Source organism: Plantibacter sp. Mn2098, from assembly GCF_049319745.1.
Taxonomy (GTDB): domain Bacteria; phylum Actinomycetota; class Actinomycetes; order Actinomycetales; family Microbacteriaceae; genus Plantibacter.
On sequence record NZ_JBMOUH010000001.1, the window covers coordinates 217,878 to 235,295 of the forward strand.

Annotated in this window: 14 protein-coding genes; 5 read left to right on the forward strand and 9 right to left on the reverse strand. The window is 68.0% G+C overall.

Going from position 1 to position 17,418, the window contains the following annotated elements; translation table 11 throughout:
- Positions 1-20 precede the first annotated feature (20 nt).
- A complete protein-coding gene (locus ACL9RL_RS00990) occupies positions 21-257 on the forward strand; it encodes a hexameric tyrosine-coordinated heme protein (RefSeq protein WP_422778344.1) in 237 nt (78 codons plus the stop codon).
- Between the two features lie 180 nt (positions 258-437).
- Here the strand turns inward: ACL9RL_RS00990 and ACL9RL_RS00995 are convergent, their stop codons facing one another.
- The 7 genes from ACL9RL_RS00995 to ACL9RL_RS01025 form a co-directional block, all read right to left on the reverse strand.
- Positions 438-2,720: a glycoside hydrolase family 3 N-terminal domain-containing protein gene (locus ACL9RL_RS00995; protein WP_422778345.1), complete on the reverse strand. Its 2,283-nt coding sequence runs from the start codon at positions 2,718-2,720 to the stop codon at positions 438-440.
- 195 nt (positions 2,721-2,915) lie between these two features.
- Positions 2,916-6,248 (reverse strand): discoidin domain-containing protein, encoded by a 3,333-nt coding sequence (locus ACL9RL_RS01000; protein ID WP_422778346.1) that lies wholly within the window; start codon positions 6,246-6,248, stop codon positions 2,916-2,918.
- Positions 6,249-6,417: 169 nt separating this feature from the next.
- Positions 6,418-7,410, reverse strand: a complete 993-nt coding sequence (locus ACL9RL_RS01005) for an ABC transporter permease (RefSeq protein ID WP_422778347.1) — start codon at positions 7,408-7,410, stop codon at positions 6,418-6,420.
- 4 nt (positions 7,411-7,414) lie between these two features.
- On the reverse strand, positions 7,415-8,398 hold the full coding sequence (locus ACL9RL_RS01010; protein ID WP_422778348.1) for an ABC transporter permease: 984 nt from the start codon (positions 8,396-8,398) through the stop codon (positions 7,415-7,417).
- Between the two features lie 3 nt (positions 8,399-8,401).
- The gene (locus ACL9RL_RS01015; RefSeq protein ID WP_422778349.1) at positions 8,402-9,211 is read right to left on the reverse strand and encodes an ABC transporter ATP-binding protein; all 810 of its coding nucleotides are present in this window, start codon (positions 9,209-9,211) and stop codon (positions 8,402-8,404) included.
- Entirely contained in the window at positions 9,208-10,083 is an 876-nt protein-coding gene (locus ACL9RL_RS01020) for an ABC transporter ATP-binding protein (protein ID WP_422778350.1), read from the reverse strand. The genes ACL9RL_RS01015 and ACL9RL_RS01020 overlap by 4 nt, the downstream gene beginning before the upstream one ends.
- Positions 10,084-10,271: 188 nt before the next feature.
- Complete coding sequence (locus ACL9RL_RS01025) at positions 10,272-11,930, reverse strand: ABC transporter substrate-binding protein (protein ID WP_422778351.1); 1,659 nt, start codon at positions 11,928-11,930, stop codon at positions 10,272-10,274.
- Positions 11,931-12,367: 437 nt separating this feature from the next.
- Here ACL9RL_RS01025 and ACL9RL_RS01030 point away from each other — a divergent pair, with 437 nt between their 5' ends.
- The 3 genes from ACL9RL_RS01030 (at position 12,368) to ACL9RL_RS01040 (ending at position 14,500) form a co-directional block, all read left to right on the forward strand.
- Positions 12,368-13,009: a TetR/AcrR family transcriptional regulator gene (locus tag ACL9RL_RS01030; protein WP_422778352.1), complete on the forward strand. Its 642-nt coding sequence runs from the start codon at positions 12,368-12,370 to the stop codon at positions 13,007-13,009.
- 383 nt (positions 13,010-13,392) lie between these two features.
- Positions 13,393-13,638, forward strand: a complete 246-nt coding sequence (locus tag ACL9RL_RS01035; protein ID WP_422778353.1) for a hypothetical protein — start codon at positions 13,393-13,395, stop codon at positions 13,636-13,638.
- A 67-nt stretch (positions 13,639-13,705) separates the two neighbouring features.
- Positions 13,706-14,500 (forward strand): hypothetical protein, encoded by a 795-nt coding sequence (locus ACL9RL_RS01040; RefSeq protein WP_422778354.1) that lies wholly within the window; start codon positions 13,706-13,708, stop codon positions 14,498-14,500.
- Here ACL9RL_RS01040 and ACL9RL_RS01045 read toward each other — a convergent pair.
- Entirely contained in the window at positions 14,497-15,273 is a 777-nt protein-coding gene (locus ACL9RL_RS01045; RefSeq protein ID WP_422778355.1) for a HEAT repeat domain-containing protein, read from the reverse strand. The two genes, ACL9RL_RS01040 and ACL9RL_RS01045, sit on opposite strands and share 4 nt — an antisense overlap.
- A gap of 103 nt (positions 15,274-15,376) precedes the next feature.
- Complete coding sequence (locus ACL9RL_RS01050; protein ID WP_422778356.1) at positions 15,377-16,627, reverse strand: FAD-binding protein; 1,251 nt, start codon at positions 16,625-16,627, stop codon at positions 15,377-15,379.
- A gap of 430 nt (positions 16,628-17,057) precedes the next feature.
- On the opposite strand from ACL9RL_RS01050, the gene ACL9RL_RS01055 reads away from it, so the two are divergent.
- On the forward strand, positions 17,058-17,408 hold the full coding sequence (locus tag ACL9RL_RS01055; protein ID WP_422778357.1) for a VOC family protein: 351 nt from the start codon (positions 17,058-17,060) through the stop codon (positions 17,406-17,408).
- Positions 17,409-17,418 lie beyond the last annotated feature (10 nt).

The following is a 17,418-nucleotide window of genomic DNA, read 5'->3' on the forward strand; positions in this document are numbered from 1 at the left end:
CTACGATTGGAACGAAGCGCATGTCTGAAACCTGGCTCCCCACCCTGCTCACCGAGACGCCCGAGGACGGCTTCCAGCTCGCGATCAAGCTCTCGCGGCTGGGGGTGAAGTTCACTCAGCCGTCGGCGGAGGTGCGCGAGGCGCTGCGCCCGAGCTACGCGGAGAACGCCGACAGCCTCATCGCGACGTCACACGTCATCGCGGTCCACTTCCAGACCGTCGCGAGCGCCAACGGCTACTGGCGTCACGACGCCTGAGCACCGGACTGGCGCCGCACGAGCCCCGCGCGTGCGCCGCACGAGAGAAGGAGAACCGCGCGAGGGAAGGACGCTCTGGTGAGCGGGAGCCTTCTCTCTCGCGGTTCTCCTTCTGCGGTGCAGCGCCGCGAGCGCGCGGCGCGGGGCGTAGGGCGCGGGGCGCGGGGCGCGCGCGGCGCGCTACGCGGTGATCTCGAACGGGATGCGCTCGAGCGCCTCCTCACGTGAGGACGGCCCGACGAGCATCTCGAACGCACCGGCCTCCACGATGCGGTTGCCACCGCCATCGACGATGCTGCAGTCGGCAGCGGGCACACTCAGACGCACGACCTTGGACTCGCCGGGCTCCAACGACACCTGCTGGTACGCCTTGAGCTCCTTGTCCGCCCAGCTCACCGAGGTGATGCTGTCGCTGATGTACACCTGCACGGTCTCGAGTGCCGGTCGTGATCCCGTGTTGGTCACGGTGATCTCGGCTTCGACGAGGTCGGCCGCGGTCACGGACGGCGTGAGCGCACGCGCATCGGAGTACTCGACGGTCGTGTACGACAGGCCCTCGCCGAACGCGAACGCCGTGCGCTGCGTGAGGTCGGCGTAGCGGTTGCCGTGCTGACCGCGGATCTGGTTGTAGTAGGTGGGCTGCTGGCCGACGTGCACGGCGAACGAGATCGGCAGTCGGCCTGAGGGCTCCACGAGCCCAAGGGCGACTTCGGCGATGGCACGGCCACCCTGCATCCCGGGGCTCGCCACCCACAGGATCGCGGCGGCGTCGTGCGTCGACGGCGGCAGGACGAGCGGCTTCGACGCGAGCAGCACGACGATGAGCGGCTTGCCCGTCGCTGCGAGGGCGTCGAGCAGGGCGATCTGGCTGCCGATGAGTTCGAGGGTCGCGGTGGAGCGTGCTTCACCGACCAGCTCGATGCGGTCCCCGACGACGGCGACGACGTAGTCCGCGGACTCCGCGTTGGCGACGGCGGCGGCGATGAGCGCCTCGTCCGGCTCTGCCGCGACCACGATGGGGGAGCGCGGCTGGCCGTCTGGGAAGAACGCGCCCTCCGGGTCCGGCACGACCGTGAGGATGTCCGCACCCTGCGTGTACTCGATCGTCCAGTCCTCGGGCGAGTGCGCCGTGAGGCCGTCGAGCACCGTGACGATCATGTCGCGCGGCTGGCCGTCGAGCCATCCGGCCTGGCCGGAGGACCCCGCCCAGTCACCGAGCTGCGTCTGCGCGTCGTCGGCGAGCGGCCCGACCACCGCGATCTTCCGCGGTGCGGCGGCCGGCGTCGCCCGACCGCTCTCGTCGGCGACGAGTCCGCCGGCGAGCGGCAGCACGCCGTCGTTCTGCAGGAGCACGATCGACTTGCGTGCGACGGCGAGGTTCACGGCCGTGTGCTCGTCGGTGCCGACCGCGAGGTCGATGCGGTCGATCTGCGGGTGGCGCGGGTCCTCGAACAGCCCGAGCTCGAACTTGACGGTCAGGATGCGGGCGACCGCCGCATCGAGGTCCGACTCGACGAGCAGGCCGGTCTCGATGGCTTCGAGCGCGCCCTCGTAGAACTTGGGCGTCGTCATGACCATGTCGTTGCCGGCCTTGACCGCTGCCGCCGCCGCGTGGGCGTAGTCGGGCTGCACCTTCTGCTCCCAGACCATACGGCCGACGTTGTCCCAGTCGGTGATGAGCGTGCCCGTGTAGCCCCATTCGCCGCGGAGGACGTCGTTGAGGAGCCAGTCGTTGACCGTGATCGGGATGCCGTCGGTCGACTGGTAGCCGAGCATAAACGTCCGGCAGCCCTCTCGGGCGACGCGTTCGAAGGGCGGCAGGAACCAGGAGCGGAGCTTGCGGCGCGAGATGTCGGCCTCGCTCGCATCGCGTCCGCCCTGCGTCTCGGAGTAGCCGGCGAAGTGCTTGGCCGTCGCGAGGATCGCGGTGGGGTCGTCGAGGCCGTCGCCCTGGTAGCCGCGGACCATCGCCGACGCGAGTTCGCCGATGAGGAACGGGTCCTCGCCGAACGTCTCGTCGACGCGTCCCCAGCGGAGGTCGCGCGCGATGCAGAGGACGGGGGAGAAGGTCCAGTGGATGCCGGTGGCCGCGACCTCGACGGCCGTCACGCGGGCGACCTGCTCGACCAGTTCGGCGTCCCAGGACGCGGCCATGCCGAGCTGGGTCGGGAAGATCGTGGCGCCCTCCCAGAAGGAGTGCCCGTGGATGCAGTCCTCGCCGACGAGCAGCGGGATGCCGAGGCGCGTCTGCGCGGTGAGTTCGTGCGCCCGGATGACCCGCTCCGGTGAGGAGTGGAGGATGGAGCCGACGTGCTTGCCGAGCACGTGGTCGTCGAGGTCGTCACGGGCGTCGAGCTGCAGCATCTGCCCGACTTTCTCCTCGGCGCTCATCCGTCCGAGCAGGTCGGAGACGCGCTCCGGGACGGTCAGCGTTGGGTCGAGGTAGGGCAGAGCACTGCTCACGGTGGTTCTCCTTGTTGGTGCTGAAGTGTCGAAATGCACCGGCCAGGTTCGGCATCGGTGGCGTGAACAACACCTCTACGTTACTGACTTGTCAGTGATTCCTGGAATCGGGGCGTTCGGTGACGAAAACCGGTGTGAACACCCGTGTTCGTCACCGAACGCCGAATCGGATTTCGGGTCGGATCTCGGCCCGGATTACGGCTGCATCGAGCCTCGGCGTCGACGCGTCGCGAGGGCGAGCGCGAGCCCGCCGACGAGCAGGACGGCGGCGGCGAACAGGCCTGGGCCCACCATCGCCCCCGTCGAGGACAGCGGACCGGAAGCCGTGCCGCCGGCCGTCGAGGAACCGGACGAGCCTGACCCCGACGTCGCCGGGTCTGAGCCTGAGCCTGCGCCGTTGCCGCCGCCGGAACCGTTGCCTGAGCCAGGGCCTGAACCCGTGCCCGGACCGTTGGTCCCAGGGTTGCCGGGAGTCCCCGGCTCGCCGGCGGCCCTGGTGGAGTGGACCGCGGTCGTGGTGAAGCCCTCGACGTTGTCGTCACCCGCGTAGGTGATGGTGGCAGTCGTGTCGCCGGTCGTCGCCCGCGGAGGCAGCCGGAGCACGGCGACGCCGTAGTCGTCAGCCGTGAGCGTCACGGTGGAGGCGCCGCCGACCGCCGCAGCGGAAGCGGCATCGGCATCGGCGTCAGCACCCGCGGCGCTCGCCCGCGCTCCACCGGCTCCAGCACCGTCCGCGAACGCGACCGTCACATCGCCCGTCGGGAAGGCGATCCCGCCGAGACGCAACCGGACCACCGCGACGACCGGTTCGATCCCGGCGATCGTGGCCGGCCCGAGGTCGATGTCGACCTCCGGCGTTGCCTTGACGACCGTGAACGATGCGGACCCAGAGCTGTCCTTGAGCGCGAAGCTCGCATCGTGGAACGACGCCCCGAGCGTGTACGCCCCAGGCGTCAGCACGGGCAGCGGGAAGAGCGCCTTGCCGTCCTTCAGCCGGACCTCCGTCGTCTCGCCGTTCAGCGTGACGTTCACGTACCCGGTCGGCTTCGCACCGGTCGGTGTTGAGACCGTGATGGCGGCCTGCTCCGCTGCTCCGTAGCTGAACGAGTCGGTGACGGCAATCGTCGTGGTCGTGTCGCGCGGGTCGGCCGAGAAGCCGTTCGTGCGCAGCTGACCGGACCCTGCGCTCTGCGAGACGCGGATCGTGTCGACCACCATGCGGGCCGGGAACTGCGTGTTCGCGTTCGGGCTGCCCGGCCAGTCGCCGCCGACCGCGAGGTTCAGGATCATAAAGAACGGCTGGTCGTAGACCCACGAGAAGCCGAGCTGGTCCTCGATGTCGGCGGTCTTGATCGTGCGGGTGACGTAGCCGGGGTCGTCGAGCCAGAAGCGCAGGCCCGTGCTGTCCCAGTCCACGCCGTACGTGTGGAATCCGGCCGACAGATCGATGGGGTTGCCATCGGCGTCCTTCGGCTTGAACGATCCGCCGACGCCGTTCATCCCCGAGTAGCCGGGGCCGTGGATCGTGTTGTGCAGCGTGTCCGGTTCGTGGCCGAGCACCTCCATGATGTCGATCTCGCCGTTGGTCGGCCAGGTCGTGCCGTCGAGGAAGTTCTCACCCATCATCCAGAACGCCGGCCACAGGCCCTGCCCGGCCGGGACCTGGGCGCGGGCCTCGATGCGGCCGAACTGCGCGTGCGCCTTCCTGGACGAGTTGATGCGCCCGGAGGTGTACGTGCCGTCGGCGTTCTTGATGGCCTGGATCACCAGGTTGCCGTTGCCGTCGAGCGCGATGTTGTCGGTGCTCGACGTGTACGCCTGGAGCTCTGCGTTGTTCTGGCCGGCGGGCGCCGGGTCGATGGTCCAGTTGTCGGAGCTCGGGAGCTGACCGGCCGGGCCGTCGAAGGTGTCCTCCCAGACGGTGACGAGGTTGTCGAAGTCGGGGTCCGACGCGTCCTTGTTAGGGTCGGCCGGGCGGGTGTTGATCGGGAAGTCCGCGCCGGCGTCGCCGAAGACGCGCACCTCCCACAGGGAGTAGCCGTAGCGGTTGCCGTCCCCGGCAGGGCCCTCGGCGGTCAGGTCGAACAGGAGCCAGCGTGCGCCGTCTGTGACCGACGAGTCCGGCAGATTCACGGTGTCGCGCTTGCCCTTGCCTGAGGCCGTCTTATAGGCCTCAGTCCACTCGGTCAGTTGCGCGGGGTTCGGCATCGTGTCGCCGCCTGCGACGTACAGGCCGTACCCGCTCGCGTGCGCCGGGTTCCAGCGCATCGACACCTGGTTGATGGCGTCCACCTCCGCGCCGAGGTCGATGACGACCCACGAGTGCCCGTTCCAGCTGCCGCGGTTCTGCCACGTGAGCGACGGGTTCGTCGCCCAGCGGGTGTTGAGGTCGTCATCGGTGATGTTGGACGGCTTGTTGTCCGCCTGGCCGGTGGTCTCCCAATTGTTGTCCTCCACGATGACGGGCTTGCCGTAGGAGAGGAGCGTGCCGACGTCCTGGCCCTCGCCCTTCGCCGGAGCGGCCGGGACGAAGCTCGCCCCATCGCCCCACAGCGCGAATTCGTAGTACGAGGTGCCGTAGAGCGCGATGCCGCCGCGGGCGTCGACCTGCAGGCGCACGTAGCGTGCAGTGGCCGGGCCGTTCTCCGGCATCACGATGGTGTGCTCGCTGAGCGCCTCGGTGACGGTTGCGAAGGTGGTCCAGTCGTTCCAGCCGTTGACCGAGGTCTGCACGGTGAACTTGCTCGCGTACGCGGACTCCGGGTCGAGCGTGATCGCCTGGACGCTCGCGGTGCCGCCGAGGTCGATCGTGATCGACTCGTTCGTGTCGGAGTTCTGCGCCTGCCAGCGGGTCGCCGGATCGCCGTCGATCGCGTTGGCGGCCGGCAACGATGCCGAGCTCGCCGTCACGGTGGCGGAGGGCAGCCGGGACAGGTTCACGGCGCCGGCAGGGACGGCCGGCTTCCCCGCGTATTCCAGCGGCGTCTTCGTCGGCGCCGCCTCATCTGCTGCGATCGGATCGTGGCCGAACACCTGGAGCTCGTAGATCTTGGCGCCCCAGTCGGAGTTCATGAGCTTCTCGATGGCGAGGCCGACGTACCGGAACGACCGGTCGCCCTTCGCGAGGCCGGTAACGGTGTCCTTGCGGTTGCCGTTCTGCGTGTTCGTGACGGTCTTCAGCTGCGTCCACTGCGCGTCGGCGGCGTCCCAGCCGACCACGAGGTAGCGGGTGGACGATGCGCCCTCCCAGTAGACGTCGAGGGAATCCAGTGTGTAGGCGTCGCCCAGGTCGTACTGGATCCACTGCTGCTCGTTCGCGGCACCAGTGGGGCTCGCCCACAGCGCACCGGTCGTGTCGCCATCGGTCAGGAACTGTTTGGTGTTCTCGCCCGATGCGACCTGGACGGCGGTCGGGGCGATGAGGACGGCATCTGCGGCCGGATCGGCCAGGGCGGGTAACGACGTGGGAATCACCAGGGCGAGTGCGAGCGCGGACGCTGCACCGATCCTGAGGAACGGTCTCTTCATTGCGACAACTCCAAGGGTCGAAAAAGAATCCGACGAGCGGGCACGGCGGATTGCGGAAGGGAACGCGGGAGCGCGGGGTGAATGCTCCCGATGTGCACACGGCCTCCATACGAGGTCGTCGTATGGAGGCCGTGCTGTGTTGCGAGCGGTGAAGCTGGTGGAATTCGGGTCAGGGCTTCGGCGGACGCACCGCGGTCACGCTGCTGGACATCTTGATGCCCTTCTTGCGCATGGCGCGGGCCCGCTCACCGGCGGAGCGCAGGCGGGGGTTGACGTACTCGTCGATGCCGAAGTTGATGAGCGACAGCGCGACGCCGAGCAGCGCGATGCAGAGGCCGGCCGGCACGTACCACCACCAGAAGTCCGGGAACGCGCCGTTCTGCTGCGCCCAGAACAGGATGGTGCCCCAGTTGAGGTTGGTGATGGGGATGACGCCGATGAACGCGAGCGTCGTCAGGCCGAGGACGGCCGCCGTGACGGTGCCCACGAAGCTCGATGCGATGATCGCGAGCAGGTTGGGCAGCATCTCCACGGTGATGACCCGGTAGATCGGTTCGCCGTTGGCGCGGGCCGCCTGCACGAAGTCGCGGTTGCGCAACGACATGGTCTGCGCACGGAGCACGCGCGCGCCCCACGCCCAACCGGTGATCGCGAGGACGGCCGAGATGAGGAACAGGCTCGGGTTCTCGTACTGCGACGCCACGATGATCATCAGCGGGAGGCCCGGGATGACGAGGAACACGTTCGTGATGGCGGACAGCGACTCGCTCTTCCAGCCCGTCACATAGCCGGCGGTCACACCGACGAGCACGGCGATCACGGTCGCGATGACACCGGAGAGCATGCCGACCAGGAGCACACCGCGTGTGCCGTAGATCAGCTGGCTGAGCACGTCCTCACCCATGTGCGTCGTCCCGAGCAGGTGCGTGAGCGACGGCGGCTGCCGCAGCGCCGTGAAGTCCTTGTCGAGCGGACCGTACGGGGCGAGGAAGTCGCCGAAGACGGCGACGAGGACGAAGAAGCCGAGGATCGACAGCCCGGTGATCGACTTGCCGCTGCGGAACATCGCGAACGACTGCCCGATCTTCGAGAGGACCGTGCCCCCGCGGGGCTTGGTCGACGCGATCGTCGAGTTGAGTGCGGTGGTGTTTGGCACAGACATGGAATCAGGACTCCATCTGCCGGGCGCGGGGGTCGAGCACGGCGTATGCGACATCGGCGAGGATGTTCGCGACGAGAACGGTCAGGGTGATGACCAGGAAGATGCCCTGCATGAGCGGGTAATCCTTGGCGTTGGTTGCGTCCAGGAGCAGCTTGCCGACACCCGGGTAGGAGAAGACGAGCTCCATCACGAGCGTTCCGCCGACGATGAAGCCGAGCGAGAGCGCGAAGCTGGAGAGCTGCGGCAGCATCGCGTTCCTCGCCGCATAGTTCCAGAGCACCCGGCGAGAGGTGAGTCCCTTCGCCTGGGCGACCGTCACGTAGTCCTCGTCGAGGACCGTGACCATCATGTTGCGCATGCCGAGGATCCAGCCTCCGAGCGATGCGATCACGATCGTGAGCGCCGGCAGTGTCCCGTGGGCGATCACCTGGCCGATGAAGTCCAGGCTGAAGTTCGGCTGCGACCCCTTCCCGTAGGCGTGGGAGGCGGGGAACCAGCCGAGCGTCGTGGAGAAGATCGCGATGGCGATGAGTCCCATCCAGAAGTACGGGACGGTGGAGAAGAACGTCGAGATCGGGACGATGAAGTCGGCCTTGCTGCCCCGGCGCCAGCCGATGTACGCGCCGAGCGAGGTGCCGATCACGAACGACAGGATGGTCGCGATGCCGACGAGGCCGACGGTCCAGGGGAGGGCGGAGGCGATGACCTCGGTCACCGGGGCGAGGCCGCGGGAGAAGGAGCGGCCGAGGTCGCCGGAGAACAGCAGGCCCCAGTAGTCGATGTACTGCTGCAGGAGCGTCTTGTTCGAGTCGAGCCCGAACAGGGTGCGCAGCGAATCGATGGCCTCCGGGCTGATCTTGCCCTGGTTCTTCAGGAGGTAGGCGCTGACCGGGTCGCCCTTCAGCAGGCGGGGCAGGAAGAAGTTGATGGTGATGGCGGCCCACGCTGTGAACGCGTAGAACACGGCGCGGCGAGCAAAGAACCTCACGGGTCAGCTCCTTCCGTTGGTCGTGGATCCGGGCACCGAGAAGTGCTTGTCCGGGTCGGGGGAGGCGTCGCGCAGAGCACGGGTGTACTCGTGCTGCGGGTTGAGGATGACGTCGTCGGCCGGGCCGCGCTCGACGACGACACCGTGGTGGAGCACCATGATCTCGTCGCTGAAGTGGCGGGCGGTCGCGAGGTCGTGCGTGATGTAGAGGACGCCGAGGTTGGATTCGCGCTGCAGGTCGGCGAGCAGGTTGAGCACACCGAGACGGATGGAGACGTCGAGCATCGAAACGGGTTCGTCGGCGATGAGGAGCGAGGGCCGTGAAGCGAGCGCACGGGCGATGGCGACGCGCTGACGCTGCCCGCCGGACAGCTCGTGCGGGCGGCGGTCGAGGGCCTCGTCCGGGTCGAGGCGCACACGCTCCAGCAGTCGACGGACCTCGTCCTCGACCTCTGCTGCCGGTACGACGTTGTCGAGACGCAGCGGACGCTCGATGTGGTACCGGATGGTGTGGTACGGGTTGAGGGAGGCGAACGGGTCCTGGAAGACCATGCGCACCTGCTGGCGGTAGCGGCGCAGTGCCCGGCCGCGGCGGGGGATCGGCTTGCCGTCGAGGAGGATCTCCCCGGACGTCGCCCGCTCCAACTGCGTCAGGATCTTCGCGATCGTGGACTTGCCACTGCCGCTCTGGCCGACGAGGGCGATGGTCTGCCCCGAGGTGACCTTGAAGCTCACGTCGTTGAGTGCGAGCAGTTCACCCGCCCCGCGGACGCGGTACTTCTTGGTGACGTGTTTGAATTCGAGCGAAGTCACGAGTGGTCGGCTCCTGCCGTGGTCGGGGCTGCATCGCCCTGGGAGCCGCGCACGAATTCGCCGCGCTCTCCGGTGAGGCTGGGGAACGAGGACAGCAAACGCTTCGTGTAGTCGTGTGTGGCGTTCGTGTAGATGTTCTCCGCCGTGTCGAGTTCGACGATCCGACCCTCGCGCATCACGGCGATGCGGTCGGAGATCTCGAGCAGCAGCGGGAGGTCGTGGGTGATGAAGACGACGGAGAAGCCGAACGTCTTCCGCAGCTCGGAGATCTGCTGCAGGATGTCGCGCTGCACGAGGACGTCGAGGGCCGTGGTCGGCTCGTCCATGATCATGAGCTGCGGCTTGAGGGCGAGCGCCATCGCGATCATGACCCGCTGGCGCATGCCGCCGGAGAGTTCGTGCGGGTACGACTTGAGTCGGTCGCGGCCGACGCCGACGATCTCCAGCAGATCGCCGGATTCCTTCGTGCGCTCCGCGCGGGAGAGCTCAGGGCGGTGCGTCGTGAACACGTCGCCCAGCTGCTTGCCGATGTTGATGACGGGGTTGAGGGCGTTCATCGCGCCCTGGAAGACCATCGACACCTTGTCCCAGCGGAAGGCGCGCATGGCCTCCTCGTCGAGGGCGTTGATGTCGATGTCCTCGCCGTCAGCGTCGTGGAAGATCGACGAGCCGCTCGTGATGATGGCCGGGGGCTTGAGGAGACGCTGCAACCCGTAGGCGAGCGTGGTCTTGCCACATCCGGATTCGCCGGCGAGACCGAGGATCTCGCCGCGCTGGAGGGTGAGGGAAACGTTGCGGACGGCTTCGACTGGCCGATCGACGTCGTACACGACGCTGAAGTCCGAGACTGTCAGCAGGGCGTCGTTGGTCACTGCGTGTACCTGAATTCTGTGGGGGACGAGATGCTGGAGGGCAGAGGCGCCGGGTGAGCCGGGAGCCGCGGAACGCGACTGCCGGCCCACCCGGCGGGTGGTGCTGCTGTGGTGCTGATGTTGCTGGTGTTGCTGGTGGATCCGGTGCAGCTCGTGTGGAGCTGCCGTGACACGACCGAGCGCGCTGGTTACTTCGCGGGCTTCAGCTTCGTGAGGATCTCGACAGCCGTCGGCTGCGTCGGGTCGGCAGGCACGTACGGGTCCTTCTCGCCGGGCCAGCCGACGTAGTTGCGCGTGTTGTACGAACCGATGAACGGACGCGTGCCGATGCCGATGGCCGGGACCTGGTCGACGAAGATCTTCTGAACGGCGTCGAGGGCCTTCGTGCGGGTGTCGTCGTCGGTCGCGTTCGCGTACTCCTCAAGAGCAGCGGTCGCCTCCGGGCTGTCGAAGCGTCCGAAGTTGAAGTCGGCGGTCTCACCGATCGGCTTCAGCCAACGACCGTCCATGATGTCGCTGTACAGGTCGTACGGCGTCGCGCCGGTGTCGGTCCAGTGCAGGATCGCCTGGAAGTTGCCGTTGCCCTTGTCGGCCCACCAGGTGTCGGAGTCCGGGGTGTCGACAGCCGCATCGACGCCGATCGCCTTGACGGAGTCGGAGATCAGGCTGATGCCCGTGACGTAGTCGTTCCAACCCTGCGGGACGGCCAGCTTGAAGGTGACCTTCTCGCCGGACGGGTCGACGAGCGAGTCGCCGCTCCAGGTGTAGCCGGCCTTCGTGAGGACCGCCTTGGCAGCGTCCACGTCGACCTTGTAGTCCTTGCCCTTGAACTCGGACGCGATGTACGAGTCGCCGACCGGGGTCGGGAGGCCGGTGACCGACTTCAGCTCCGGCACGCCGCCTTCACGGGCGATCTGCTGGTGCTTGTTGCGGTCGACCACGAGGTTCACTGCCTCGCGGAACGCGGGGTCGTTGAACGGCTTCGAGGTCGTGTTGACGAACATCGCGTCGATGCCGAGGCCGGCGGCGGCCCAGTAGACGTTGTGCTCGGGGTCCTTGTCGAGGAACGCGGACTTCACGTTCGGGATGAAGGCCTGGGCCCAGTCGGCGTCGCCGTTGGCGAGAGCCGTGGTGAGCGCGGTGTTGTCGTTGTAGGAGACGTAGTAGAGCGTCGGCACGGCCGGCTTGCCGCCCCAGTAGTCGTCGCGGGCCGAGAGCTCGACGCTCTGCGTGCTGAACGAGGTGAGCGTGTACGGGCCGGTGCCGACGGGCTTGAGGTTCGTGTCCGTCGCGGGGTCCTTGACGTCCTTCCAGATGTGCTCCGGCACGATCTGCTTGTGGAGGACCTTGTCCTGCTTGACGTACATCGAGTTCTTGAAGCTGATCGTGACGGTCTTGTCGTCGCGCTTCACGTCGGTGATGCCGAGTGCAGCGGTGTCCAGCTCGGGGTGCGAGACGAAGAGCTTGAAGGTGAACTCGATGTCGCCGGCGGTGAAGTCCTTGCCGTCGTTCCACTTGACGCCGTCGCGGGCTTCGAGTTCGACCGACTTGTAGTCATCGGCCCAGGTGATCTTCGAGGCGAGCCACGGCTTGGCCTCTCCGGACGGGTCGATGAGGTTGACGATGGCGAGGGGCTCGAGGATCGCGTTGATGTAGCCGAGCTTCAGACCGGACGAGTCGCCGACCCACGGGTTGTTCGACTCGGTTGCGATCGCGCCGTCCGGCTTCGCGATGGTGAGGGCGGCGCCGTCCTTGGACGAGTCGCCTGAGTTGCCGCCGGCCGAGCAGCCGGTGAGCAAGAGCGCGGACGCGAGTCCGATGGCTACCAACGAGGATTTGAGCCTCATCACATCTCCTTTGATGGGTGGCGTCACGATCGGGATCGTGGCGCGTTTGGATGATGACGCCACGACGCTGCCGTGACGCAGAACACACTGCTGGTGCGGGTCTCCGGGAGGAGGGACCGCGGTGATCCGCCCAGGTGAACCACGGCGCGGCGAGTGATCCGAGAGCCCCATTGCAGAGCGTTCGGCTGCTGTAGCCTCGTGCTCAAGGACCTCGTTGTCACCGCAGAACCGGGGGTCTGGGTCGAACGAAAAAAAGATTACCTGCTTGTAAGTAACTATGCAAGAGAGCGATGATGGTCAGGTACAAGCGGGTTTTGCGGATGGGTTCAGACCTATAATCAACACCGCCAGCGAATTGGCCGCGCCCTCAGCACGGGACTCCCATCGCGGCAGCTCACCCGAGGAGTCCACCAGCACGAGAGAGATGCGACGACGCAATGACCTTCACGAAGCGCCAACCCCGGTCGCGCCCGGAGACGTTGCTGAAGAGGACCGAGATCCTCAAGGCGGCGGCCGAAACCTTCGGGAGCAAGGGCTACGCCAACGGAACGCTCGCTGAGATCGCCGACCAGGTGAACATGACCCACGCCGGCGTCCTCCACCACTTCGGCTCGAAGGACCAACTGCTGCTCGAAGTCCTCCAGTACCGTGACACGAGCGATGTCGAGGACCTCGACGACAAGCACATCCCCGACGGCATCGAACTGTTCCGCCACCTCGTGCGCACGGCGTTCGCGAACGCCCAGCGTGCCGGCATCGTGCAGGCGTACGTGGTCCTGTCGAGCGAGTCCGTCACCGACGACCACCCGGCGCGTTCGTTCTTCGAGTCCAGGTATCGCACCCTGCGCGGGGAGGTCGTCCACGCGTTCGAGGTCATGTGCGCCGAGCGCGGCATCACGGCTCCTGACACGATCCGTCACGGCGCCGTCAGCATCCTCGCCGTGATGGACGGTCTGCAGGTGCAGTGGCTCCTGACGCCGGAGGACGTGGACCTGGGCCGTGCGAGCGAGTTCGCGATCGAGGCCATCGTGACCGCCGTCATCGAGCAGCGTCCCACGAGCATCCTCGCCGCGGAGTAGTCCGCGCTCTGCGGCCTGCGCTGCTCGCGGATGCGCGTCCCGCGCGTCCTGCGCCGCTCGCGGATGCGCGTCCCGCGCGTCCTGCGCCGCTCGCGGATGCGCGTCCCGCGCGTCTTGCGCCGCAGAAGGTAATCCGCCTCGCAGAAGGCCCAATCCGCACATTCTGTCCTTCCCACGCGCGGTTCTCCTTCTCCCGCGCATCCCCGCCATCCTCCTCATCCCGCGAGCTGTCACTCGTGGCTGCTCTGACCCCATCCGTCCCCGCCACGACTGCCAGCTCGCGAGCTGGCAGTCGTGGTCGGTTCGGCGATGCTGAAAGCCGCCATAACTGACAGTTCGCGGGCAGAAGCGGGTTGGTGTGGCGCGAGCGGGCGGATTGCGGGATGCTCGGAAGTGGGGAGGTGGTCGGCGTGTGGTGGTGGAGACGTCAGAAGCGCGCCGCGGAGTCGCGCGCGGCGGCGACCGACGACCCGTACATCGCCTATCAGCGCTGGGTCGACGATGGCCGGCCCCCGAGGGACGACTCGCCCTGGCCCTGGGACCTCGGCCATTCGAGCCCCGCGACACCGGATGAAGACGAGCGCCCGGAGCGTCCGGACCTGCCGGAGCACCCAGAGCACCCGGAGTAGGCGCGCAGCCGCGTCCTGGCGCAGCGACCGACCGACCCACTAGCCTGAGCGTGATCAAGGGGGCGACGTGAGTCGACGATGGGGAACACGCGCGCGAGCGCTCGCTGTGACGGGTGCCGCACTGGCTGCGATGCTACTGACCGGATGCACCGACCTGGCAGAGGCGGAGACGGGCGCCACCGCGCCACCGACCGTCATGGCGTCACCGGATCCCGTGGCGCCCATCGCGATCTCGGCCGCCGAGCGCGAGCAGTGCGGCATCGACCCGACCGCCTCGCGTCTCGCGGCGGCCCTCGCCACGACGGACATCTCGGCGGAGAACAGCGCGCTCGCACTGCCGCAGGACATGGCGACGCCCGAGCAGGCGCAGGATCAGGCGACGCGGTGGGCGAAGCTGTCGGACGCGGATCGTCTGTATCAGCTGTGCCTCAACGATCATCAGGGCAATTTCGGGACGGCGACCTCCGCGGACACGTGCGACTCGCTCCTCACCGACGATGCGCTGGCGTCGCTCGCGCAGGTGAACCTCCGCCCGAAACCGTTCGAGCTGCAGAGCTGGGACTACGACGTGCTCGGCACGATCGATCGGACCGGGATCGTGTGCACCTGGCGGAACTCCGGCGACGTGATGCTCGTGGTCGGCAAGGCGCCGCTCGACCCTGCAGCATGGACGACGACGCGCACCTCATTACTCGCCGACGGGTTCGTTCCGGAGCAGCTCGGCACCGTCGAGTTCTTCAACGGACCGGACGGAGATGACGAGTCGTACCCGGCCCGCGGTGTCATCTACGACGACGGCGTCCTCTTCTATCTGAGCAACGGCGACTCGTACACCGACCTGGCGGCGTTCGCGAACCGCTAGGGGAGTGCGCGCTCGGCGTCGTCGGCGGGCTCTGGGGTCTCGGCCGGCACTGTGGTTGCGGCCAGTTCTGCGGTCTCGGCAGAACCGGTGGCCTCGGCCGGCTCCACGGGCCCGATGGGCGCATCGCGCAGTGCGACGACCCGGTGCGCCTCCATGACCGCTGCGTCGAATCCCGCCTCCGGGTCGGCCATGATTCGCTCGGTCGCGATGGCGTGCGCGCCGACACCGGGTCGCGCCGATGCCTGCTCCCGCTCGACCACGGGGGCTGCGGCATCACCGAGCGCGACGAACGCACGGCTCAGGCTCAACTGCGTGTCCCGATCGCCCCGGCCGAGCTGGGTGCCGAGGACCTCCGCGAGCTCGGCAGCGGCATCGGACGGGACCAGGCCGGAAGCCGTGCGCCACGCGGCGCGCGCCACCGCATCGTCGGCATCCTGCAACAGCGCCGTGGTGATCGACGGCCAGACCGCGGGGTCGCCGATCTTCGACAGTGTGTGCAGCGCCTGCGCTCTGGCCTGCGGAACCTCCGAGTGCAGCTCGGCGAGCAGCCGCTCGGTCACGAGGGCGGCGTCGTTGCGGATGAGTGCCCACGTGAGCATGTCCCGCACGAAGAAGTCCGGCTCGATCGCGCACTGCTCGATCAGCACGTCGATGTAGTCCGGCGACGGCGTACTCCCCGCCGTGAGGGCGGCCTGCAGTCGCGCCGAGGACGCCGGCGCACTGAGCGCGGTCCGCAGCCGCGCGGCCGAATCGGTCAATCCAGTTTGGGGCATCCGAGCCACCTCCTCATTCCAGTGAATACTGTGGCACGGCGTCGCGGATCCGGATGGCGCCCGAGCGCGGGTCGCTTCGAATCGAGGACCCACGATTGCCGGGTCATGCCGTCGCCAGCACCCGTCTGGTGAAGTCGTTGCTGAAGACGCCTTCAGGGTCGTGTTTCGCGACGAGCTCCCGGAAGTCGGCCAATCGCGGGCGAGCGTAACCGTCGGCTGCCGGACTGGCGACCTTGCCCCAGTGCGGACGGGCGTCGAAGTCCGCCAGTGCCGCCTCGACGAGCGGGATGAGTGCCGCCACCTCTGCCGGGTGCTTCCGCCAAGTGAAGTGGATGCCGAGGGTCGGCCGCCCGTACGACCCGCTCAGCCAGAGCTCGTCCGGGGCGGTGGTGCGCAGTTCTGTGATGTGCAGGTGCGGCGCGAGCCTCGGCCCGAGGGCACGGACAGCTTCGAGTGCGTCCGCGCCGCGGCGACGGTCGACGAAGTACTCGGTCTGGATCTCGTCGCCGCCGGCGCTCGGCTGGGCGTCGAGGTGGAAATGGGGGACCCGCTCGGACCACGGCCCTGCGACGCCTCCGCTGAGGGTCGCGGCGAACGCGGAGACGCCGTCCGCCGGGTCGGCGAACTCCGCGAGCGGAGCGGGCAGGGAGAACGGGGGCGCATCGGCGACGTGGTCGGCCGGGTCGACTCTCGACTTCACGAGCACCTCGGCGACCTCGTCTCCGAGCCAATCGGTGAAGATGCTCACACTGTGGCCGGCATCGGTGATCGCCTCGAGCCGGCTCAGCACCACGGACCACGGCACGTGCTTCACCGCATCCTGCCGCACGAGGTAGGACGGTTCGACCTCGAGCGTCAACGCGGTGACGATCCCAAGCGCCCCGAGTGCGACGACGTATCCGTCGAAGTCAGGATCCGTCCGGTCGATGTCGATCACCGTGCCGCCGGCCGTCACGATCTCGAGTGCCGTGACCGCTGTCGACAGCACCCCGTTCCCGTTGCCGGAGCCGTGCGTGCCGGTCGCCACGGCGCCGGCGACCGAGATGTGCGGAAGAGAACCCATGTTGTGCAGGGCGAGGCCGGCCTGTTCGAGCCGGCGGGCGACATCGCCGTATCGCAGCGAGGCCGGCACACGGGCCGAGCGTCGGTCGTCCGCGATCACGATGTCGCGGGGGAGTCCGGCCGTCGAGAGGAGGAGCCCGTCGGTGTCGGCGATCCCGTTGAACGAGTGCGCGGTGCCGAGGGCGCGGATCCGCGGTTCCGCCGCGACGAGCGCTGCGATCTCCTCGACGGAGCCGGGTCGCGCGATGCGGTCGGTCGAGAAGGTGTGGGTGCCAGCCCAGTTCGTGGTCACGCGGCGCTCCTGTCGAGATGCTGGTCGTCGGTTCGGTTCGGTTCGGTTCGGATCGGGTCCGGTCGGGTCCGGTTCGGTCGGCGTTCATCCCGACGCACGTCGATGCTAACGGCCCGCCCGCCGTCCCCGCCGCCGCTCGCCCTCGTCCGCCCTCAGCTCGCGAGTTGTCGGTTGTGGCGGTTCTGACGTCACCAGACCAGCCACAACTGACAGCTCGCGAGCTGGCAGTCGTGGCCGGAAACGATCCGGTGAAAGTCGCCACGAGTGACAGTTCGCGGGCTGGAGGTGGTTGACCGGGGCGGGGTGGGTGCGTACGGTCGGGCGAGAACGCAGGACTGCGAGAGCGTAGGACTGCGAGAGCGTAGGACTGCGAAAGCGGAGGACTGCGAGCGTGCAGGAACGTAGGAGCGCAGGACACGGAGGGCTGGACATGGGTGTGACGGGAATCGGCGGGTTGTTCTTCCGCAGTCGCGATCCGGAGGCGCGAGCGGAGTGGTATCGCGAACACCTCGGGATCGATGCCGGCCAGGCGTCGATCTGGCAGCAGGAAGCGGGACCGACGGTCTTCGCACCGTTCCCTGCCGACAGCGACTACTTCGCTGCCGATCAGTCCGTGATGCTCAACCTGCGCGTCACCGGACTCGATGCGCTGGTCGCGACGCTCGAAGCAGCCGACATCGCCGTCGAACGTCGGCCGGAGTGGACGGCCACCGAATACGGCAGTTTCGCGCGCATCCACGACCCGGAAGGGCTCCCGATCGAGCTCTGGGAAGCGCCGTAGCCCGCAGAGG

What these genes read in the sequence shown, in the direction of transcription:
- ACL9RL_RS01030 (WP_422778352.1), top strand. Translation starts at nt 12,368, where the DNA reads ATGACCTTCACGAAGCGCCAACCCCGGTCGCGCCCGGAGACGTTGCTG.
- ACL9RL_RS01035 (WP_422778353.1), top strand. Translation starts at nt 13,393, where the DNA reads ATGCTCGGAAGTGGGGAGGTGGTCGGCGTGTGGTGGTGGAGACGTCAG.
- ACL9RL_RS01055 (WP_422778357.1), top strand. Translation starts at nt 17,058, where the DNA reads ATGGGTGTGACGGGAATCGGCGGGTTGTTCTTCCGCAGTCGCGATCCG.
- ACL9RL_RS01025 (WP_422778351.1), bottom strand. Translation starts at nt 11,930, where the DNA reads ATGAGGCTCAAATCCTCGTTGGTAGCCATCGGACTCGCGTCCGCGCTC.
- ACL9RL_RS01000 (WP_422778346.1), bottom strand. Translation starts at nt 6,248, where the DNA reads ATGAAGAGACCGTTCCTCAGGATCGGTGCAGCGTCCGCGCTCGCACTC.
- ACL9RL_RS01005 (WP_422778347.1), bottom strand. Translation starts at nt 7,410, where the DNA reads ATGTCTGTGCCAAACACCACCGCACTCAACTCGACGATCGCGTCGACC.
- ACL9RL_RS00990 (WP_422778344.1), top strand. Translation starts at nt 21, where the DNA reads ATGTCTGAAACCTGGCTCCCCACCCTGCTCACCGAGACGCCCGAGGAC.
- ACL9RL_RS01045 (WP_422778355.1), bottom strand. Translation starts at nt 15,273, where the DNA reads ATGCCCCAAACTGGATTGACCGATTCGGCCGCGCGGCTGCGGACCGCG.